Below are 14,713 nucleotides of genomic sequence, written 5' to 3'. Positions count from 1 at the left end.
GCCAATTAAATCTTCACGGAGACCCCCGCCTGTTCTGGCTAGGTCACCACGTCAACCTGCTTTATGCAATGGATGTGTTTGGGGCAATTGGACTGGTACTAAACAATTATGTATGTTTCCATCCTCTGTTCAAACAAACATGAAAGGAGCGAAATGCAGTGAACTTCGTTCAGCCGATCCGCGATTCTAAAAAGCTGGAGGCCATTAAGCAATATTTGAAAGAGAAAAATGAACGGGACTACATTTTGTTTTTGGTTGGAATCAACACAGGATTGCGGATATCGGATATTTTGCCCTTGAAAGTCAGCTCAGTCAAAGGAAGCCATATTGTAATTACAGAAAAGAAAACGAAGAAAAGAAAGAACATTCCTATTCGCAAAAACCTTCGCAAAGAACTTGATGCATATATATCCGGTAAATTGGATAGCGATTATTTATTTCCGAGCAGGAACAAAAAGAGGAGATCGGAGGTCGTGCCGATCAGTAGCAGCATGGCTTACAAGATGTTAAATGGTGTTGCCCGAAAATTTGGTTTAAAGGAAATTGGAACCCACTCCATGAGAAAGACCTTTGGTTACTATTTTTACAATGAAACGAAGGATATAGCGTTACTAATGGATCTATTCAATCACACCGAGCAGAAGGTGACTTTACGCTATGTCGGCATCCTTCAGGACACTTTAGACGATGTTTTGAAGGATTTTGAGCTGTAGCAATTCTCTACAATAGGGTAACCGTGAATTCAAAATGGGAAAAGGACAACAAAACAAATAGCACCAAGCAATCTACGTGTTTTATGAGTTACCGAGAATATATATTATAGTGAATTAGTTTTACAGTATCTGGTTGAATAAGTGCTAGATTTCTAATCGTTAGAACAACATGAGAAATAAATGCAAGTGGAGCGCTAAATTTATTTTAGACATCCGCGTTAAAACCAACTCGAATACTTTGGTGGTGGTGAAAAATGAAGTGAGTAGAGAACGAAGCCCAAATAGGGAAAAGGCACTAAAAATGTGGATTGACAGCGGACGCGATATGAAATTAAAGGATATTGCGATGAAGCTTGGTGTCAGCGACTCCAGTATTCGCAAATGGAAGGCATTGGACAAATGGGATGAGATACCGGAGAAAAGAAAGCGCGGCGGACAAACTGGCAATAAGAATGCAAAAGGAAATAAAGGAGGAGCTGGAGGCCCATACGGAAACGACAAAGCTGTTACACACGGATTTTTTCGTAAGTTCATGCCACAGAACCCAGAATTCGTTGAAATAATGGATGCTGTCCAAGAAATGGACCCAGTAGACATGATCTGGTACAACATTACCACTCAATTTCAGGCGATAATTTGGGCGCAGCGGATCATGTTTGTTGAAAATAAACAGGAAATGATTAAAGAACTTAAAAAAGTCGAGTATGAAATACACAATACAGGTACTTCCAAAAAGAAAAAGCTTGAGCAAGTGCCAATCAAGGAAGAATATGAATTTCAATTTTCTTGGGATCGTTACGCTACCTACTTGAAAGCTCAATCCACAGCCATGTCTGAATTGCGTGGTGCTATCAAGCAATTTCTGGCGATTGCGGATGAGGAAGATGAACGCCGTCTGAAACTTGACCAAATGCAAGCACAAGTTGAAAAGACGCAGCTCCAGATTGAGGAAATGAAGAACGGGAAAGGCGATTCGGAAGAAGACCTTATAGATGATTGGGTAGAGGCGGTAATGAATGATGGCGAAGAAAGTGGAGAGCGTGACGAAACGGATGGCGGCATTCAAGAAGAGGCTGCCAGTGTACCGGAAGAGTCCTAAAACATTCTTTAAAGAGATCCTGAATTTTAATCCTGATAAGTGGCAAGAAAGCGTTTCGGATGATATTGCAAAATATCGTTTTGTTTCTGTCCGATCCGGGCAGGGAGTCGGTAAGACAGCACTTGAAGCGGCTATAACGCTATGGTTTTTATGTTGTTTCCCGTTCCCTCGTGTTGTTTGTACAGCTCCAACACGGCAGCAGTTAAATGACGTACTGTGGGCAGAGATTAGCAAATGGCAGTCCCAAAGCCCGATTTTGAAACGCATCCTCAAATGGACCAAAACTAAGATATATATGAAAAACTATGAGGAGCGCTGGTTTGCTACGGCCCGGACAGCAACCAAACCTGAGAATATGCAGGGATTCCATGAGGACTACCTGCTTTTTATTGTGGATGAAGCTTCAGGGGTAGACGACAGAATTATGGCTGCAATATTTGGTACGCTATCAGGAGATTACAATAAGCTTTTTATGTGTGGGAACCCGACCAAAACGAGCGGGTTCTTTTTTGATTCTCATAATAGAGACCGAGCGATATATAGGACTCATCAGGTCTCGTGCCTTGATAGTCCGCGTACAAGTAAAGAAAACATTGAAATGCTTAAGCGAAAGTATGGCGAGGGCAGTGACGTATACCGCGTTCGTGTCCAAGGCCAGTTCCCACGAGGGGAAGCTGGAACATTCATCACTTTGGAAGCAACGGAGCATGCGGCAAAGGAAGTTCATATTGAGCCTACTGGAACAACACTTGTCATTGGAGTTGACGTTGCACGATATGGAGATGACGAAACAGCCATGTATGCTGGTATAGGTAAAAAAGCGGTTGGACAGCACAGCCATTTCAAAGAAAGCACAATGGTTACTGTTGGTAATGCCATACGCTTAGCCAAAGAAATGCTTCTGAAACATCCAGAAGTTGAACATGTAAAGTTTAATGTTGATGATACAGGGGTTGGCGGCGGTGTCACGGATCGGTTGATTGAGGTTATCAATGAAGAAGGATTCGGTTGGGAAGTCGTCGCGATCAATAACGGATCATCTTCTTTGGATGAATATTGCGCTAATCTGGTCACAGAGATGTGGCAATCCATCAGAACAGATTTAGAAACCAATCTGACCAACTTCATAAACGGTGATCCAGGAGTTATGGAATTACCCGATGACGACACTTTAATCTCTCAGTTAGCCACAAGAAAGTGGAGAATGACCTCAAAAGGGAAGATGATTCTTGAAAGTAAAGATGATATGAAGAAACGAGGACTCAAGTCTCCTGATAGAGCTGACGCTTTTGTTTTGACTTTCGGAGAGTTCTTAGTTGAAGCACCTGAACACATTATGATTCCTTCAATAGGTAGTGTGGCAGTAAAAAGATGAATAGGATGATTGGTTTTATTCAGCGTGAGGCGGCGATTACGCAGACGTATTTTATAATGAAATCAGCAAGCAAACAGAGAACATTGCTGTTTACAACGTGGACAAGGAGGCATAGTTTCAGGCTAAAGATCGTCTGCTTGGTATGGCAATGGGCCAATTGTCCAGTGACCAGCGCGAGGCCATCCAACGGAGTTATCTGGATGATGAGGAGGAGTTTGATTACATCAGTTGCGGAGAGAAGGGGATTATTAATAGTACATTCCGAAGATTAAAATTTGATGCTATAGCTATACTGCCACATCATTAAACGCATATATTTATACAGATGAAGAGGAAGAGCTTACTTTGTTTATGTAGTAATATGTCGAAAAATATATAGTTATTATGAACTATGTACTTTTATGTAATTATATGGAATGATTTAACTGTTAGAAAATAAAAATTACTGGAGGTAAGGATTTGAAAAGAATGAAATTAGCAATAGCTTCTGCTCTGGCGTTTTCGACTATTTTATCTGTTGCACCAGTAAACGCTTCAGCACAGGTCACTCAAAACCAAGATAACCAAAATGTTAAACAAACCTATGATGTATTAGCTGAGGGAGCGAAAATCGGTACAAAAACAATTAGTATGGAGATCGAAAGACAAGTACAGGGAGACAATATTGTTGTAAATCTAGTTACCGAGACACATTATGATTTAAACGATACCGCTACTGAAGCCCAAAAAGAGGTATTCACGGATGATGTAAATAAGACCGAAATCAAAAAAATAAATAATGAATACTTTGTTGATGGTCAAAAAGTAGATACCGCACAAAGTAATCAATCCATTTATAGCTCTAATGTTCAACCGAATGACTTTAGTTTAGCGGCCAGTGAAGATACTGGAGGACTACCTGCAATCGCTCATTATTACGGTAACTATAAAACCTATTCTTTCAGAGTCTATAATGATTTTGGTTTTTGGTTTAGTTGGGGACCGGCTGGAAGCCAGATAAGTAAATCGGGAATTTCTATTACAAATAATTATGTCCCACTAGCTATTGCCAGCATAGATTCTTTCGCAACTAATCACAATAATATGAGATTTGGCGCTGCTGCTTTGGCTAGTTCATTAGGTTTAACTGTTATAAACATTCCTGATGTTTTAGGTGCTATAGCCGCTGGGGGAGCTCTTGCGGGGCAAGCTGGGTTAGTATATGAAAATTATAATGCAGCACATGCAACTCTAACTAAGTCCTATAATTATGTAAGACAAATGTAATTTAGCGCTTGCTTCAAAATAGCCTGCTAATTAGCGGGCTATTTTTTATATTATAGTAATGTAGTATTCAATGAAGGAGGTAGAGAATCTATGGTTTATTATTTGTTTGCAATCACAGTTCTAGTTTTAATCCTGTTGATTTATCGGATAAGAAAGTACAGGTTTAAAAAGTTCAATACAGAAAATATTATGATATGTATTATATATATAATCACAATTTATATGCTGCATTTAAGTCACTACAATGCTATGAATTTTGTGTTTATAGGAGTTTTTATTGTGCTTATTTTTTTGTTTATCAATGGGGAAAATAAAAACAAGAAAAGGTGATCATTAATTTTCTTTCCTATGAGATATAATTTGAAAAATTAGAACAAACAAATATAAGAGAAAGCCTATTTAATGACCGTTATTTGAATGAAAATTGACCCGCCACTGGACTATTGATATGGTAAATTTGTATCATGGAAAATCAATTAAGTAATACACCGCAGCTTTCTAGCTTCGGGGATCAGGTCGGCCAATGTGCCGGCCTCTTTACATAGCCCGGGTAGGCGACAAGGTAACGTTAACTAGTGGAAATATTAACAGTCTGATCAGAATTCTAGTGCGGTTCAATTCGTAGAGGTTTTTCTTCTACCTATTAATTCCAATCTCTTTATTGTCGATATATACAGAATAAGGGGGAATTATTAATGGCTAGAAGACGGAGAAGAAAACAGAAAAGCTCTATTGAGGAGGCTATTGCAGGAATTGCGCTAATAGCCCCGTTCTTCTTTATCTATTCAGTTACAGATTCAATCGGTGCCTCTGTTTTTGCATCTTTTTTGGCAGTAGCAATAGTCATAGCATTTATTATCTATCGTCAAATGGTTGCTGCAACAAGACTGCGTAACTCTGGGATTGCTGAAATTGATAAAATGGATGGCCGTCAATTCGAGAAATATTTAGGACTTTTGTTCAGTGCTCAAGGATACAAAGCTGAGGTTACACAAGCTGCTGGAGATTACGGTGCTGATTTGGTTCTTACAAAAAGCGGTCAGCGTATCGTAGTTCAGGCGAAACGGTACAGTAAAAATGTTGGGCTTAAAGCGGTTCAGGAGGTTTACGGTGCGGTAGCTCATTATCGTGCATCTTCAGCATGGGTTGTGACAAATAGCGATTACACAGAGCAAGCCTACAAACTGGCAAGGTCCAATAACGTTCGCTTGATTAACAGGGAACAGCTTATTGAAATGATTCTGCAGGTTAAGCAAAGTAATTCCGCAACCAAGAAAGCAGGATAGAAGCGAGAAAGGAGGAGTCCAGAGAATGAATAAACTGACTTCGATTTCTGAGTCTATTCTCTATTCACCTCATTTGACGGTCATTCCTGGCAGTTTGTAGAATGGTCTTGTTATTCGTCTTTAGTAACTAAACTCAAATGCTTTAAGCAAAGAGTGTAGCGTACTTACACCAGCTATTTTTTTGTAATATGGTATAGTGTTCGGAAAATGCAATTATTAAAGTATCTTAATTAAAAAGGGAGGACTATATCTTGGAAAGGATAAATAATGTTTTGAAATTAGATTATTTGGATGTACATAATATTCGTCACACTTTAAAAGCTGGAGAGATGAACCTTGTACAATTTTTCGAAGTACAAGAAATAATTCATGTATTGTCTTTGCAGGCTCTCACCGGTGTTGAATTACCTGAAGAACATTCCGACCTGAAAGAGATAGTATGGGATACGCTAAAAGATTACAAAGGGAAACAATACTGAGCCGCTCAAATGAGTGGCTTTTTTATCATACTCAAATGAATCAGCTTAAACGGCCGAAGAATTTCAAAGGTTGAGGATGGGATAGATATAGATGGGATGGTGTTAAACAATTTTGTTCTAAGCCTCGCAAGTGTGTTAAAGAGGAAAAAACTTCCTGAATGTCGAATTATTATAGGCAAAGCGTTTTATTAAGAGGGGGCTGTTAATAATGAAGGATGAATTTTTGCAGGTTTTAGAGAATTTAGGGGAAGATGCGGAACGTTTAATAAATTTGAGAAAAGAACAAATTCAAGCTTTGAAATTGCTTTATGATGATTTGAAACAGTGGTTGAGTAAGTACGAAGAGGAAAAGCTTGTTGAGATTAAAGAGAAAGAAGTATTTGATTTTACAAGCGGCTATACCGAGCTTGATATTATATTTACTAAGATACATCATGTAACAGTAAGACCACAAATTAGCTATCCTCAGAATGAATTCTATGTCCATTTGAATTATTACAAGGAATATTCAGGAATATCAGATCTTAAGTCTTCACCAACGAATACTACAAGGCTTAATTATTCGTCTGGGAAATGGATCATTGCAACAAATTTTGATTTTGGTCAACCGCAGGAACTATTTACAGTAGAAGCTTTTAAAAAGGATATAGAAGAGAAGATGCTCTCTAAGTAAAGCACCCGTTGTGGTGCTTTTTTTGCCTTCATACGATAAATTATGAGCCGTTTTGAGCATTCTTTCTATTGGCTCAGACGATTCCCGGAAGGAGAGCAGAGAGAGGGCATACACACGCTATGATAGCCTGTTAGCCTGTCACCCGAATAGCGGAAACCAAATCAACTCAAATAGGGGGTTACTCAGATAATTTTGAACCGAAAGACCAAAAGGATATGCGCATCACCGGTGCTAATGGAGATGAAATTATGGTGATGGATGAACTGACATTCCGCCAGGCCGTTGTAGGTTGCTTATTTTAGTTATCAGGTGGTTGATGAGTAATGAAAATCGAAGTTTAAATATTCGTATAGAGTGAGCGCTGAAAAAATATGCGAGGTACCTGATAATACTGGAATTCGAAAATATATTGTTATATATTGGATGATGGGTTAGAATTAAGGGTACTTAGTATCAAAGGAGCGTTCGAATTGTCCGAGAAAGTTGATATTAACAAAGGGGCGAAGGTAAAAATAACATTTCGTCTGATTATTGTTTTATTCACTTGGGTTGTCACTTTTACGAAACCCGACAGTGAATCTGCTTTTTTTACTGTATTGTTTGTGTCTTCTGTAACATCTCTGTATGAATATGTTATAATTTATTTGGAAACAAATGAAAGCGTAAGAAGTATAATATCAGTAGTGGGAACTTGGATATCAGCGTTGTATGGTGTCATGTCCCTGGGTGGTTTTTTTGGTTTTGTCAAACTAGACATAAAAAGTCTTGTTTTCAGCTTAGGGGAAAAGGTACCAATGCCGCATCCTGAGCAGATAGTATTTGATTATTATTACATTGTACCTTGGATGCTGATATTTCCTTTTTTGGTTTGCGTAGAATATTTTTTGAAACCTGATAAGGTGGCTGCCGTTAAATCTGCTCAGCAGAAGGTCGTTTAAGGATAGGAGGGAAAGAAATGACATTAACTCAAACAATGATATTCTTCTCTGCTGCTATGATCTTGGGTTCGATTACAGGCATCTTGATTAGATGTTATCAGGAAGGTTATTTGGTGAAAACATGGAATTATGTATTAATCCTCTTTTTGATTCTGATGGGTAGCATTATTGTAGTACCATTCGTAATGCCTTTCGCCTTTCTTATGGAAAAACGTAAATATAACCTCGTACAAAGGGGAGCGTTATTTATTGCCTTGATTATTTTTAGTCCTTTTACATTTATTTTTACTGTTTCTCGTTTCACCAAACTATCTAATATATTAGTCTGGGAGAATGCAGTTAAAATCAATACTTTGTTCAAAGTTGTGAAGGCCAAACAAAGGAGTAAATTGAGGGTGGTTTCGCCCATTCCTCAAGATCTACTATCTACTGGTTTGTTAGGAACATCATTAAAGACCTTAAGAATTGCAATCTCAGTTGTTAATGAGAAGTTGACACATATAATGGCACATGGATTTTAACAGCATCTATTGGTGCTGTTTTTTGTATGGGCCTATTGCATGATTTATTTTCGTGGACAAAAGTCAAAGACCTACAGGCTGGAAATATAAAAGTGCAGACGGTGCAGGATCTGGATCGGCTGATTGAATTGGATACTAAGCTTCAGAAGGATGAAATATAAAAAAACCGCCCTTTACCAATAGGACGGTTAGTTATTCGCTTTACCCGACCTCCAAACAACTGGGTGATGGGTTTCAAACTTGATAGACAAGAACGGAAGTCTGACATCAAAACCTTTGAACCTAATTGCTTTGACAATACTCATAGCGATTCCCTCCAAATTTTTAATTGTTGCTTGGAGCCTAATCATAGGCAGACGTAGAAGACCGTTATCGGGAATCGAGTAAAACGAACAACTACACTTCTTATATAGCTAGAATAAAGAAATGTCAATATGGGGGTGGTGACATGTAGGATGGAAAGGGAACGCAGTCCCGAGCGGGACAAAGCAAAACAGATGTTGATGGAGAGTGGCGGAATGATAAAGCTAAAGGACGTTTTACGGCTCTCTATTGTAGGATATAAAGAAGAGGGAATATAGAGGGTCAGGAAACTTTTCCTGATCTTTTTTTATTGTTTTAGAGATCAGCAGTATCTTTTAAAAGAGCTTGTTATGGTGAGATCAATACCTTAGCTAGTCGTAGTCGAAAATCAGTAGTAAATCCGAATAAAAACGATGTTATTTTGTATTCATAGAAGTTTGCAGAGAAAGGCGGTGAAATCTTGAAATGGTATCATAAAGCCATATATTCATTAGCAAATTCCGTTCTTCCAGTTGCAGTAAAGCGACAGATGATGGGTGTGGGCAGGACGACAGTCCCAAAGAACTCTAACCCATGGGGAATCTTTAACTGGTTGCCTAAGAAGCATCAACAGGCTCACAATATTGACCTTACTAAGTTGCAGAGCTACACGGCAGAGGAGTTACTTGAACTTCTAATATCTGTTCATCCAGACGTATCCTATGCTTTATACACATACTTACGTATGGGAGATACCGATTTAACATTTACAGCTAAGAAGCCAAACGGGAATGTAGATAAGAATGGACAACGGGTGCTGGACGAACTTAAGTTCATGCTAAACACACCGTTGCCTTCGCCAGGATATCAGCATGGACGGTCATTGAATAAACTGGATACGATTCAGCGGATGATGATCATGGTTCGTGGTGCTTGTGCCGGGGAAGTAGTACTAAATGAGCGATGTAACGATGTAATTGATATCGTTCCGGTTGATCCGGCTTTAATATGGTTTCGTAGGGAGCCGGATACTAATCGACTTACACCGTGGCAATATGTGAAGAACCCACGAAGGAACGCGAACGAAGAGTGGTTTGGTAATTATAAGAAGATCGACACGCCAACGTTCATCTATGAAGAGTTCGACCCTATGGTTGATGATCCTTATGGACGAACGCCCATGCTTCCGGTGCTTCAAGTAGTATTTTTCCATCTACAAGTACTGGCTGACCTAAAAGCGGTTGTGCACAACCAAGGGTATCCAAGGCTTGATATCTCTATGTTGGAAGAAATCATGCTGAAGAATATGCCAAATAACTTAAAGAGTAATCCAGATGGACAGCAAAAATGGCTTAAAGAGCGAATGGATGAGATGCTAAACCATTTCAACTCACTCAATCCAGACGATGCCCTTGTCCACTGGGATAGTGTAAAAGTCGAATATCTCAAAGGCGGTAATTCAGGGCCGATGATTGATATTAAGAAGTTAATCGACATCATTGATACCCAAATGGCTACTTCACTCAAGACGCTGCTCACTATTCTTTCTAGGCATCAAGGATCCACTGAAACATACAGTTCGATTGACACTCAAATATATATCAAAAATGTAGAGTCCGCGCGGAGCGTAACCAAACGTTTCTGGCAGCGGGCTTTTTCGTTGTCTGCAAGAGTAAAGGGGACTCAAACAAAAGTTGAAGCTGACTATCTCCCCATTGATCTACGCTCTGAAAATGAGATTGAACGTGACCGCCGTTCAAAGATCGATAACTACATCATAGCGGAGAAGAATTTCTACATCACACCGTTGGAAGCTGCTGAGGAAATACGTTGGACACTTGGTATTAATGCCAAAATTCCTGCTGAATTACTTCCTTTGCTTGTAAAGAAGCATGAATCTGATTCGAATGAAGAAAATACTCCACCGGAGGGAGGTGAATAAACAATATGGCTAAACCTACATCCGAACAATTGGCGAAGATCAATCAAAAAGCATTGGTCCCTTTAACCGATGAACAAACTCATGTGTTTCAAGCAAGAATCATAGGAACCAAGCGTATTGATAAGTACAAAATGAAAATTACCCCAAACTTCCTACGCAAAATGGCAGATCAGGTTAAAGAAGGAGTCGCCTTGCTGGTTGACCATCCGTGGCAGAAGTGGGAAGCCTTATCTTTCCCGTATGGCAGAACTTTTGACAGTCGAATTATCGAAGAGGGAGGGGAATTGGAACTTTACGGTGATCATTACATGGCAAAGGGGCTAGAAGCTAATGGGATCTCAACGGATCAACTTGCTACCGGTATTGATTCAGGAACTATCTTTGATACCTCGGCAGGGTTTGTTACTACGAAGCATACATGTAGCATTTGTGGCAGTGATTATTATGGTTCCTCAGCATGTTCACACATTCGTGGGCAAACGTACGATGACAAAGAATGTCTTGTTCTCGCGGATGATGGATATATCATGGAAAACTCCATTGTATTTGATGGAGGATATGAAGGTGCTGGAATAACACGTGAATCTCTGTCGGTGAAACAACATGCTGAAGCTGAGCAGCAGCGACAAACTGAATACGAACCATTACCTTTAGATGCGAAGTCGCTTGATGGCGATGGACGCGTCTTTTATTTTTTCAGCAACAAAGGCGGTATGAATGCTTTTGTATCTAAGCAGCATCAAACAAAAGAACAGGCCGAGACACTGGCCCAAGGAGATGACACTATGAATGAAGAACAAAAAGCTGCTTTGGCAGCAGCGCAAACCCAAGCAACTGCACTGGCAGCGGCTAATGGCATGCTTGGACAAGTACGGGCTGCATTGGGCGTTGAGAGTGACGCAGAAATCCCAGCGAAGCTTACGGCGCTGAGTGTTCAAGCTGCTGACGGAGCAATGTACAAGGTGAAGGTCACTGAACAAGCATGCGGAGCTGGCGTACGTGCTCTTGGTGAAGCCTTTAATGTAGAGGCGATGAAAACAGCACTGTCTCATCTCCCGGTATCTGAAATTGAAAAGATCGGTGCAACGTATGAGGCGCAGGCACAAGCCGCCTTAGGCGGAGGTGGTCGCCATACACAAGGAGAAGATGTAAACCTTCCTGAAGGAGCTCTGAATGGAGCGCCGCCAACTAACTCACAAAATGATGGTGGCGAGAAAACGCCAGAACAACTTAAAGCATTAGCTCGTGAAGAAGCTCGGGCGGCACTTAAGAACACAGGCAGAGGTAATCTGCTGAAGGAGGATAAATAATTATGATGCAATCTCAGTATAATGGCGCTCCTGGTCCCGGTCAGGTTATTACTCAAGAGTTTACGGAGGTTCTAGCGTCTACTGACCTTCAGGCTAAACTACCAGGAGGGATTTTGCTGAAACAAGGGCAAGGAATCCTGAAAAAGGGGACGATTATAGGCAAGATCACAGCAGAAGGAGCGGATAAGGATAAAGCGGTAGCTTATAGTTCCGCAGCAACCAACGGCTCTGAAGTGGCACTGTGTATCCTTGATAATGATCATGACACAACACTTTCTGATATCGGTGCATCCGCATGGATTGCAGGCATTTTCGAATCATCTAAATTGACAGGCATTGATACGGCAGCTAAAACAGCGCTGAAGCTTTGCTACTTTGTATAAGGGGGATAAAAATACATGGCAAACGTACTTGATCCATATTTTCTCACGGAAGTCGTCCAGAACATTCGGACGGATATTAACAGTTTTCGCGGTGCCCAACTCCTGACAAATGGCGTAGATTTCAAACCGGAACTTGGACTAACGATCGAGTATGACATCACCTATGACGACACAGGTATGACGCCACCTACTGGGTTGAATGATCCTTCACCTATTCATACTCCACCTGTGGTGAAACACATGAACTTCACGAACCAAGAATGGAGAGAAAAGGTTGTTATCGACCGTGAAAAGATTGCTACTTTGAGAAAGCCAGGCAACAGTCTTGAGCAAAAGTGGGGCGAAGAATACATGATTGAGAAAATGGTTGGTCTGAACCTTCGACTCGAAACTCGGTTTGAGTGGATGAGATGGCAGTCATTAACAGGAAAACTTATTGTACCAGCCACATCCACCAAACCAGCCAGAACGATTGACTATGGTGTTCCAGCTAGTAACAAGCCAACAGCATCCGTATTGTGGAGTAATACCGAAACAGCAGATCCATTGGCTGATTTGGATGGCTGGTCACTTCGATTCCGAGGAAGTGGGGCTCGTCCTGTTAAAATTATTGTTAATAAGAAAGTCGATATCTATTTGAAGCAGAATGCTAAAATCCGCGAATTGATCAAGTACACTTTTGGTAAAGATGTTGTCACTGACGGTTCGCTTGCTGAAATTGTCAGCCAAAATTTGAATGGTCTTAAGTATGAAGTTTACGATGGTGGTTACATTGATGACTCTGGCGTATTCTATCCGTTCATTCCAGATAATGCAGTAATCATAATCGGCCAAGGTATGACAGGCTCAATTATGGATCTTGTGACCGGCCCGAATAACTATGAAGACATTTTCACCGGTCATACAGGAAAGTTTGCACTGACTAAGTTGATCCAAGGAGACCCCGATCAATGGCAAGCCATCAATGGTGCAACAGTGCTACCGCGTCTGAAATACGTCAACTGGCATATCTTCGCAACAGTGGCGTAAGGGAGGAGGTCGAATTTATGACAACTGTAAGAGTATTGGTTGATGCTGTTGGGCAATACAATTCGGGGGACATCGTAACAAATGCCCCTGATGGTCTTGTAGATATCGCAAAGAAAGAAATCCGTAACGCCGCAACCGGACAATTGCTTGCGGAGATTGTAGATGGTAATGGGGCTCTTGATGGTTCTCCTTCAGAACGGGAGTTGCAACTTCAGGCCGAATTAGAACAGTCCAAAGCGCGAGAAGCAGAATTACTTGAGCAAATTGATATTCTTCAGTCCGATGGTGAGTTGAAAGAATTGAAAGCCTCAGCTAAGGAATTGAAAATACCCGGATACACCAAAATGAGTATTGAAGAAATGAAACAAGCTATCAGTGCTGCTGGTGGTGCAGCAGATGGCAAATAAGATACTCATTACAGAAACATACCATGAGGAAATTAGAGGGCGTCTAGGCGTTGGTGAGGATGTAATATCCAATGCTGACATAGACGCTCTTTCTGTTTTGCCGATTGGAGAGTCGAGGATTGTAAAAGCCGTTCCTGATTATGCTGAGTTAACTGGTGATGATCAAACTTATGTGTATGCAGCAGCCGTTTGTATGGTTGCTGCTATATTGGCCCCTTCCATGACAGCGAGAATCAAGAAGTCTAAAAAGGACTTTGACTTCTCTTTTGAAAATCAGGTTGTTGATTGGAAAAAGTACGCTGTTCAGCTTGTTGATGAAGCCTATGAGTTTATCGAGTCCATATCAACAGTGCAGCATGGGACAGATGTTCCGGTATTCGGTGTAGCTGGGCCGACCCGGGCGAGAGAAAGGCGGCGTCACTAATGTTTAAAGACTTCGTTCATAGGCATTCACCTTGTACTGTCAATGGTGAGCCCGATGTCGTTATATTGTCTAGGGAAACGAAAGCCACAACGGTTATCGGAAAAGAGTATATGTACAATGGTTTGTTTTCTTCGAAATCATCTGTAAAGCCGGGGGATATAGTTCAGAACGAATCGTCTTATTTGGTACAGACTCTACGTACAACAACTGAGAAGGACAAGTACTGTTCTCTGATTAAAACGAACGCTTTAATCGAGGTTCAGAGATACCAGCAAGCTTATGATGCAAACGATAATCCGGTGGGCGATGCTGAATTTACATCGGTTGCTGCTGATGTTGTTTGCTTTGCACAGTATGTTACAGCGCAACTTCAGCAGCAGGAACCGGGATTACTACCGAGTACCGTATTTGTTTTGCAGATGCAAACGACTGTTGATGTAAAGAGGCCAGAGGAGACAACTACTGCTATTCCTGACCGAATCGTTATGGGCGAGAAGACATACCAGGTAGATGCAGTTGATAGGAAGAAGTATCCTAATCTGCTGCATGTCCAGCTTTCAGAGGACCGCCGATGATTACAGGGTAC

The 14,713-nt window shown here is 40.8% G+C and carries 19 protein-coding genes; all 19 read left to right on the top strand.

The features are described 5' to 3' along the window. Positions 1-158: 158 nt before the first annotated feature. The gene (locus KAI36_RS17110; protein WP_220025523.1) at positions 159-713 is read left to right on the top strand and encodes a site-specific integrase; all 555 of its coding nucleotides are present in this window, start codon (positions 159-161) and stop codon (positions 711-713) included. 259 nt (positions 714-972) lie between these two features. After that, positions 973-1,812, top strand: coding sequence for a phage terminase small subunit (terS, locus tag KAI36_RS17105; RefSeq protein WP_346730210.1), 840 nt, complete (start codon positions 973-975; stop codon positions 1,810-1,812). Further along, complete coding sequence (locus KAI36_RS17100; RefSeq protein WP_346730188.1) at positions 1,730-3,187, top strand: DEAD/DEAH box helicase family protein; 1,458 nt, start codon at positions 1,730-1,732, stop codon at positions 3,185-3,187. Before terS ends, KAI36_RS17100 begins: the two co-directional genes overlap by 83 nt. Positions 3,188-3,329: 142 nt before the next feature. Continuing rightward, positions 3,330-3,494: a hypothetical protein gene (locus tag KAI36_RS17095; protein WP_220025521.1), complete on the top strand. Its 165-nt coding sequence runs from the start codon at positions 3,330-3,332 to the stop codon at positions 3,492-3,494. Between the two features lie 152 nt (positions 3,495-3,646). Continuing rightward, positions 3,647-4,453 (top strand): hypothetical protein, encoded by an 807-nt coding sequence (locus KAI36_RS17090; protein WP_220025520.1) that lies wholly within the window; start codon positions 3,647-3,649, stop codon positions 4,451-4,453. A 695-nt stretch (positions 4,454-5,148) separates the two neighbouring features. Continuing rightward, entirely contained in the window at positions 5,149-5,739 is a 591-nt protein-coding gene (locus tag KAI36_RS17085; RefSeq protein WP_220025519.1) for a restriction endonuclease, read from the top strand. 251 nt (positions 5,740-5,990) lie between these two features. Then, the gene (locus KAI36_RS17080) at positions 5,991-6,218 is read left to right on the top strand and encodes a hypothetical protein (protein WP_220025518.1); all 228 of its coding nucleotides are present in this window, start codon (positions 5,991-5,993) and stop codon (positions 6,216-6,218) included. A gap of 208 nt (positions 6,219-6,426) precedes the next feature. Then, complete coding sequence (locus KAI36_RS17075; RefSeq protein ID WP_220025517.1) at positions 6,427-6,891, top strand: hypothetical protein; 465 nt, start codon at positions 6,427-6,429, stop codon at positions 6,889-6,891. Between the two features lie 470 nt (positions 6,892-7,361). Further along, entirely contained in the window at positions 7,362-7,829 is a 468-nt protein-coding gene (locus KAI36_RS17070) for a hypothetical protein (protein WP_220025516.1), read from the top strand. A 17-nt stretch (positions 7,830-7,846) separates the two neighbouring features. After that, entirely contained in the window at positions 7,847-8,350 is a 504-nt protein-coding gene (locus KAI36_RS17065; protein ID WP_220025515.1) for a hypothetical protein, read from the top strand. A gap of 26 nt (positions 8,351-8,376) precedes the next feature. Further along, positions 8,377-8,511: a hypothetical protein gene (locus KAI36_RS27390; protein ID WP_258382336.1), complete on the top strand. Its 135-nt coding sequence runs from the start codon at positions 8,377-8,379 to the stop codon at positions 8,509-8,511. Between the two features lie 273 nt (positions 8,512-8,784). After that, complete coding sequence (locus KAI36_RS17060; RefSeq protein ID WP_346730187.1) at positions 8,785-8,931, top strand: phage terminase small subunit-related protein; 147 nt, start codon at positions 8,785-8,787, stop codon at positions 8,929-8,931. Between the two features lie 182 nt (positions 8,932-9,113). Then, positions 9,114-10,574 (top strand): hypothetical protein, encoded by a 1,461-nt coding sequence (locus KAI36_RS17055; RefSeq protein WP_220025513.1) that lies wholly within the window; start codon positions 9,114-9,116, stop codon positions 10,572-10,574. Between the two features lie 5 nt (positions 10,575-10,579). After that, the gene (locus tag KAI36_RS17050) at positions 10,580-11,884 is read left to right on the top strand and encodes a hypothetical protein (RefSeq protein WP_220025512.1); all 1,305 of its coding nucleotides are present in this window, start codon (positions 10,580-10,582) and stop codon (positions 11,882-11,884) included. 2 nt (positions 11,885-11,886) lie between these two features. Beyond that, positions 11,887-12,267: a head decoration protein gene (locus KAI36_RS17045; RefSeq protein ID WP_220025511.1), complete on the top strand. Its 381-nt coding sequence runs from the start codon at positions 11,887-11,889 to the stop codon at positions 12,265-12,267. Positions 12,268-12,282: 15 nt separating this feature from the next. Beyond that, a complete protein-coding gene (locus tag KAI36_RS17040; protein WP_220025510.1) occupies positions 12,283-13,296 on the top strand; it encodes a major capsid protein in 1,014 nt (337 codons plus the stop codon). A gap of 17 nt (positions 13,297-13,313) precedes the next feature. Next, on the top strand, positions 13,314-13,703 hold the full coding sequence (locus KAI36_RS17035) for a hypothetical protein (protein ID WP_220025509.1): 390 nt from the start codon (positions 13,314-13,316) through the stop codon (positions 13,701-13,703). Then, positions 13,693-14,127, top strand: coding sequence for a hypothetical protein (locus KAI36_RS17030; protein ID WP_220025508.1), 435 nt, complete (start codon positions 13,693-13,695; stop codon positions 14,125-14,127). Before KAI36_RS17035 ends, KAI36_RS17030 begins: the two co-directional genes overlap by 11 nt. Next, on the top strand, positions 14,127-14,702 hold the full coding sequence (locus KAI36_RS17025; protein ID WP_220025507.1) for a hypothetical protein: 576 nt from the start codon (positions 14,127-14,129) through the stop codon (positions 14,700-14,702). The genes KAI36_RS17030 and KAI36_RS17025 overlap by 1 nt, the downstream gene beginning before the upstream one ends. Positions 14,703-14,713 lie beyond the last annotated feature (11 nt).

Source organism: Paenibacillus sp. S02 (genome assembly GCF_019454065.1).
Classification (GTDB): Bacteria; Bacillota; Bacilli; order Paenibacillales; family Paenibacillaceae; genus Paenibacillus; species Paenibacillus polymyxa_B.
This window is presented reverse-complemented; position numbering and strand designations above follow the sequence as displayed.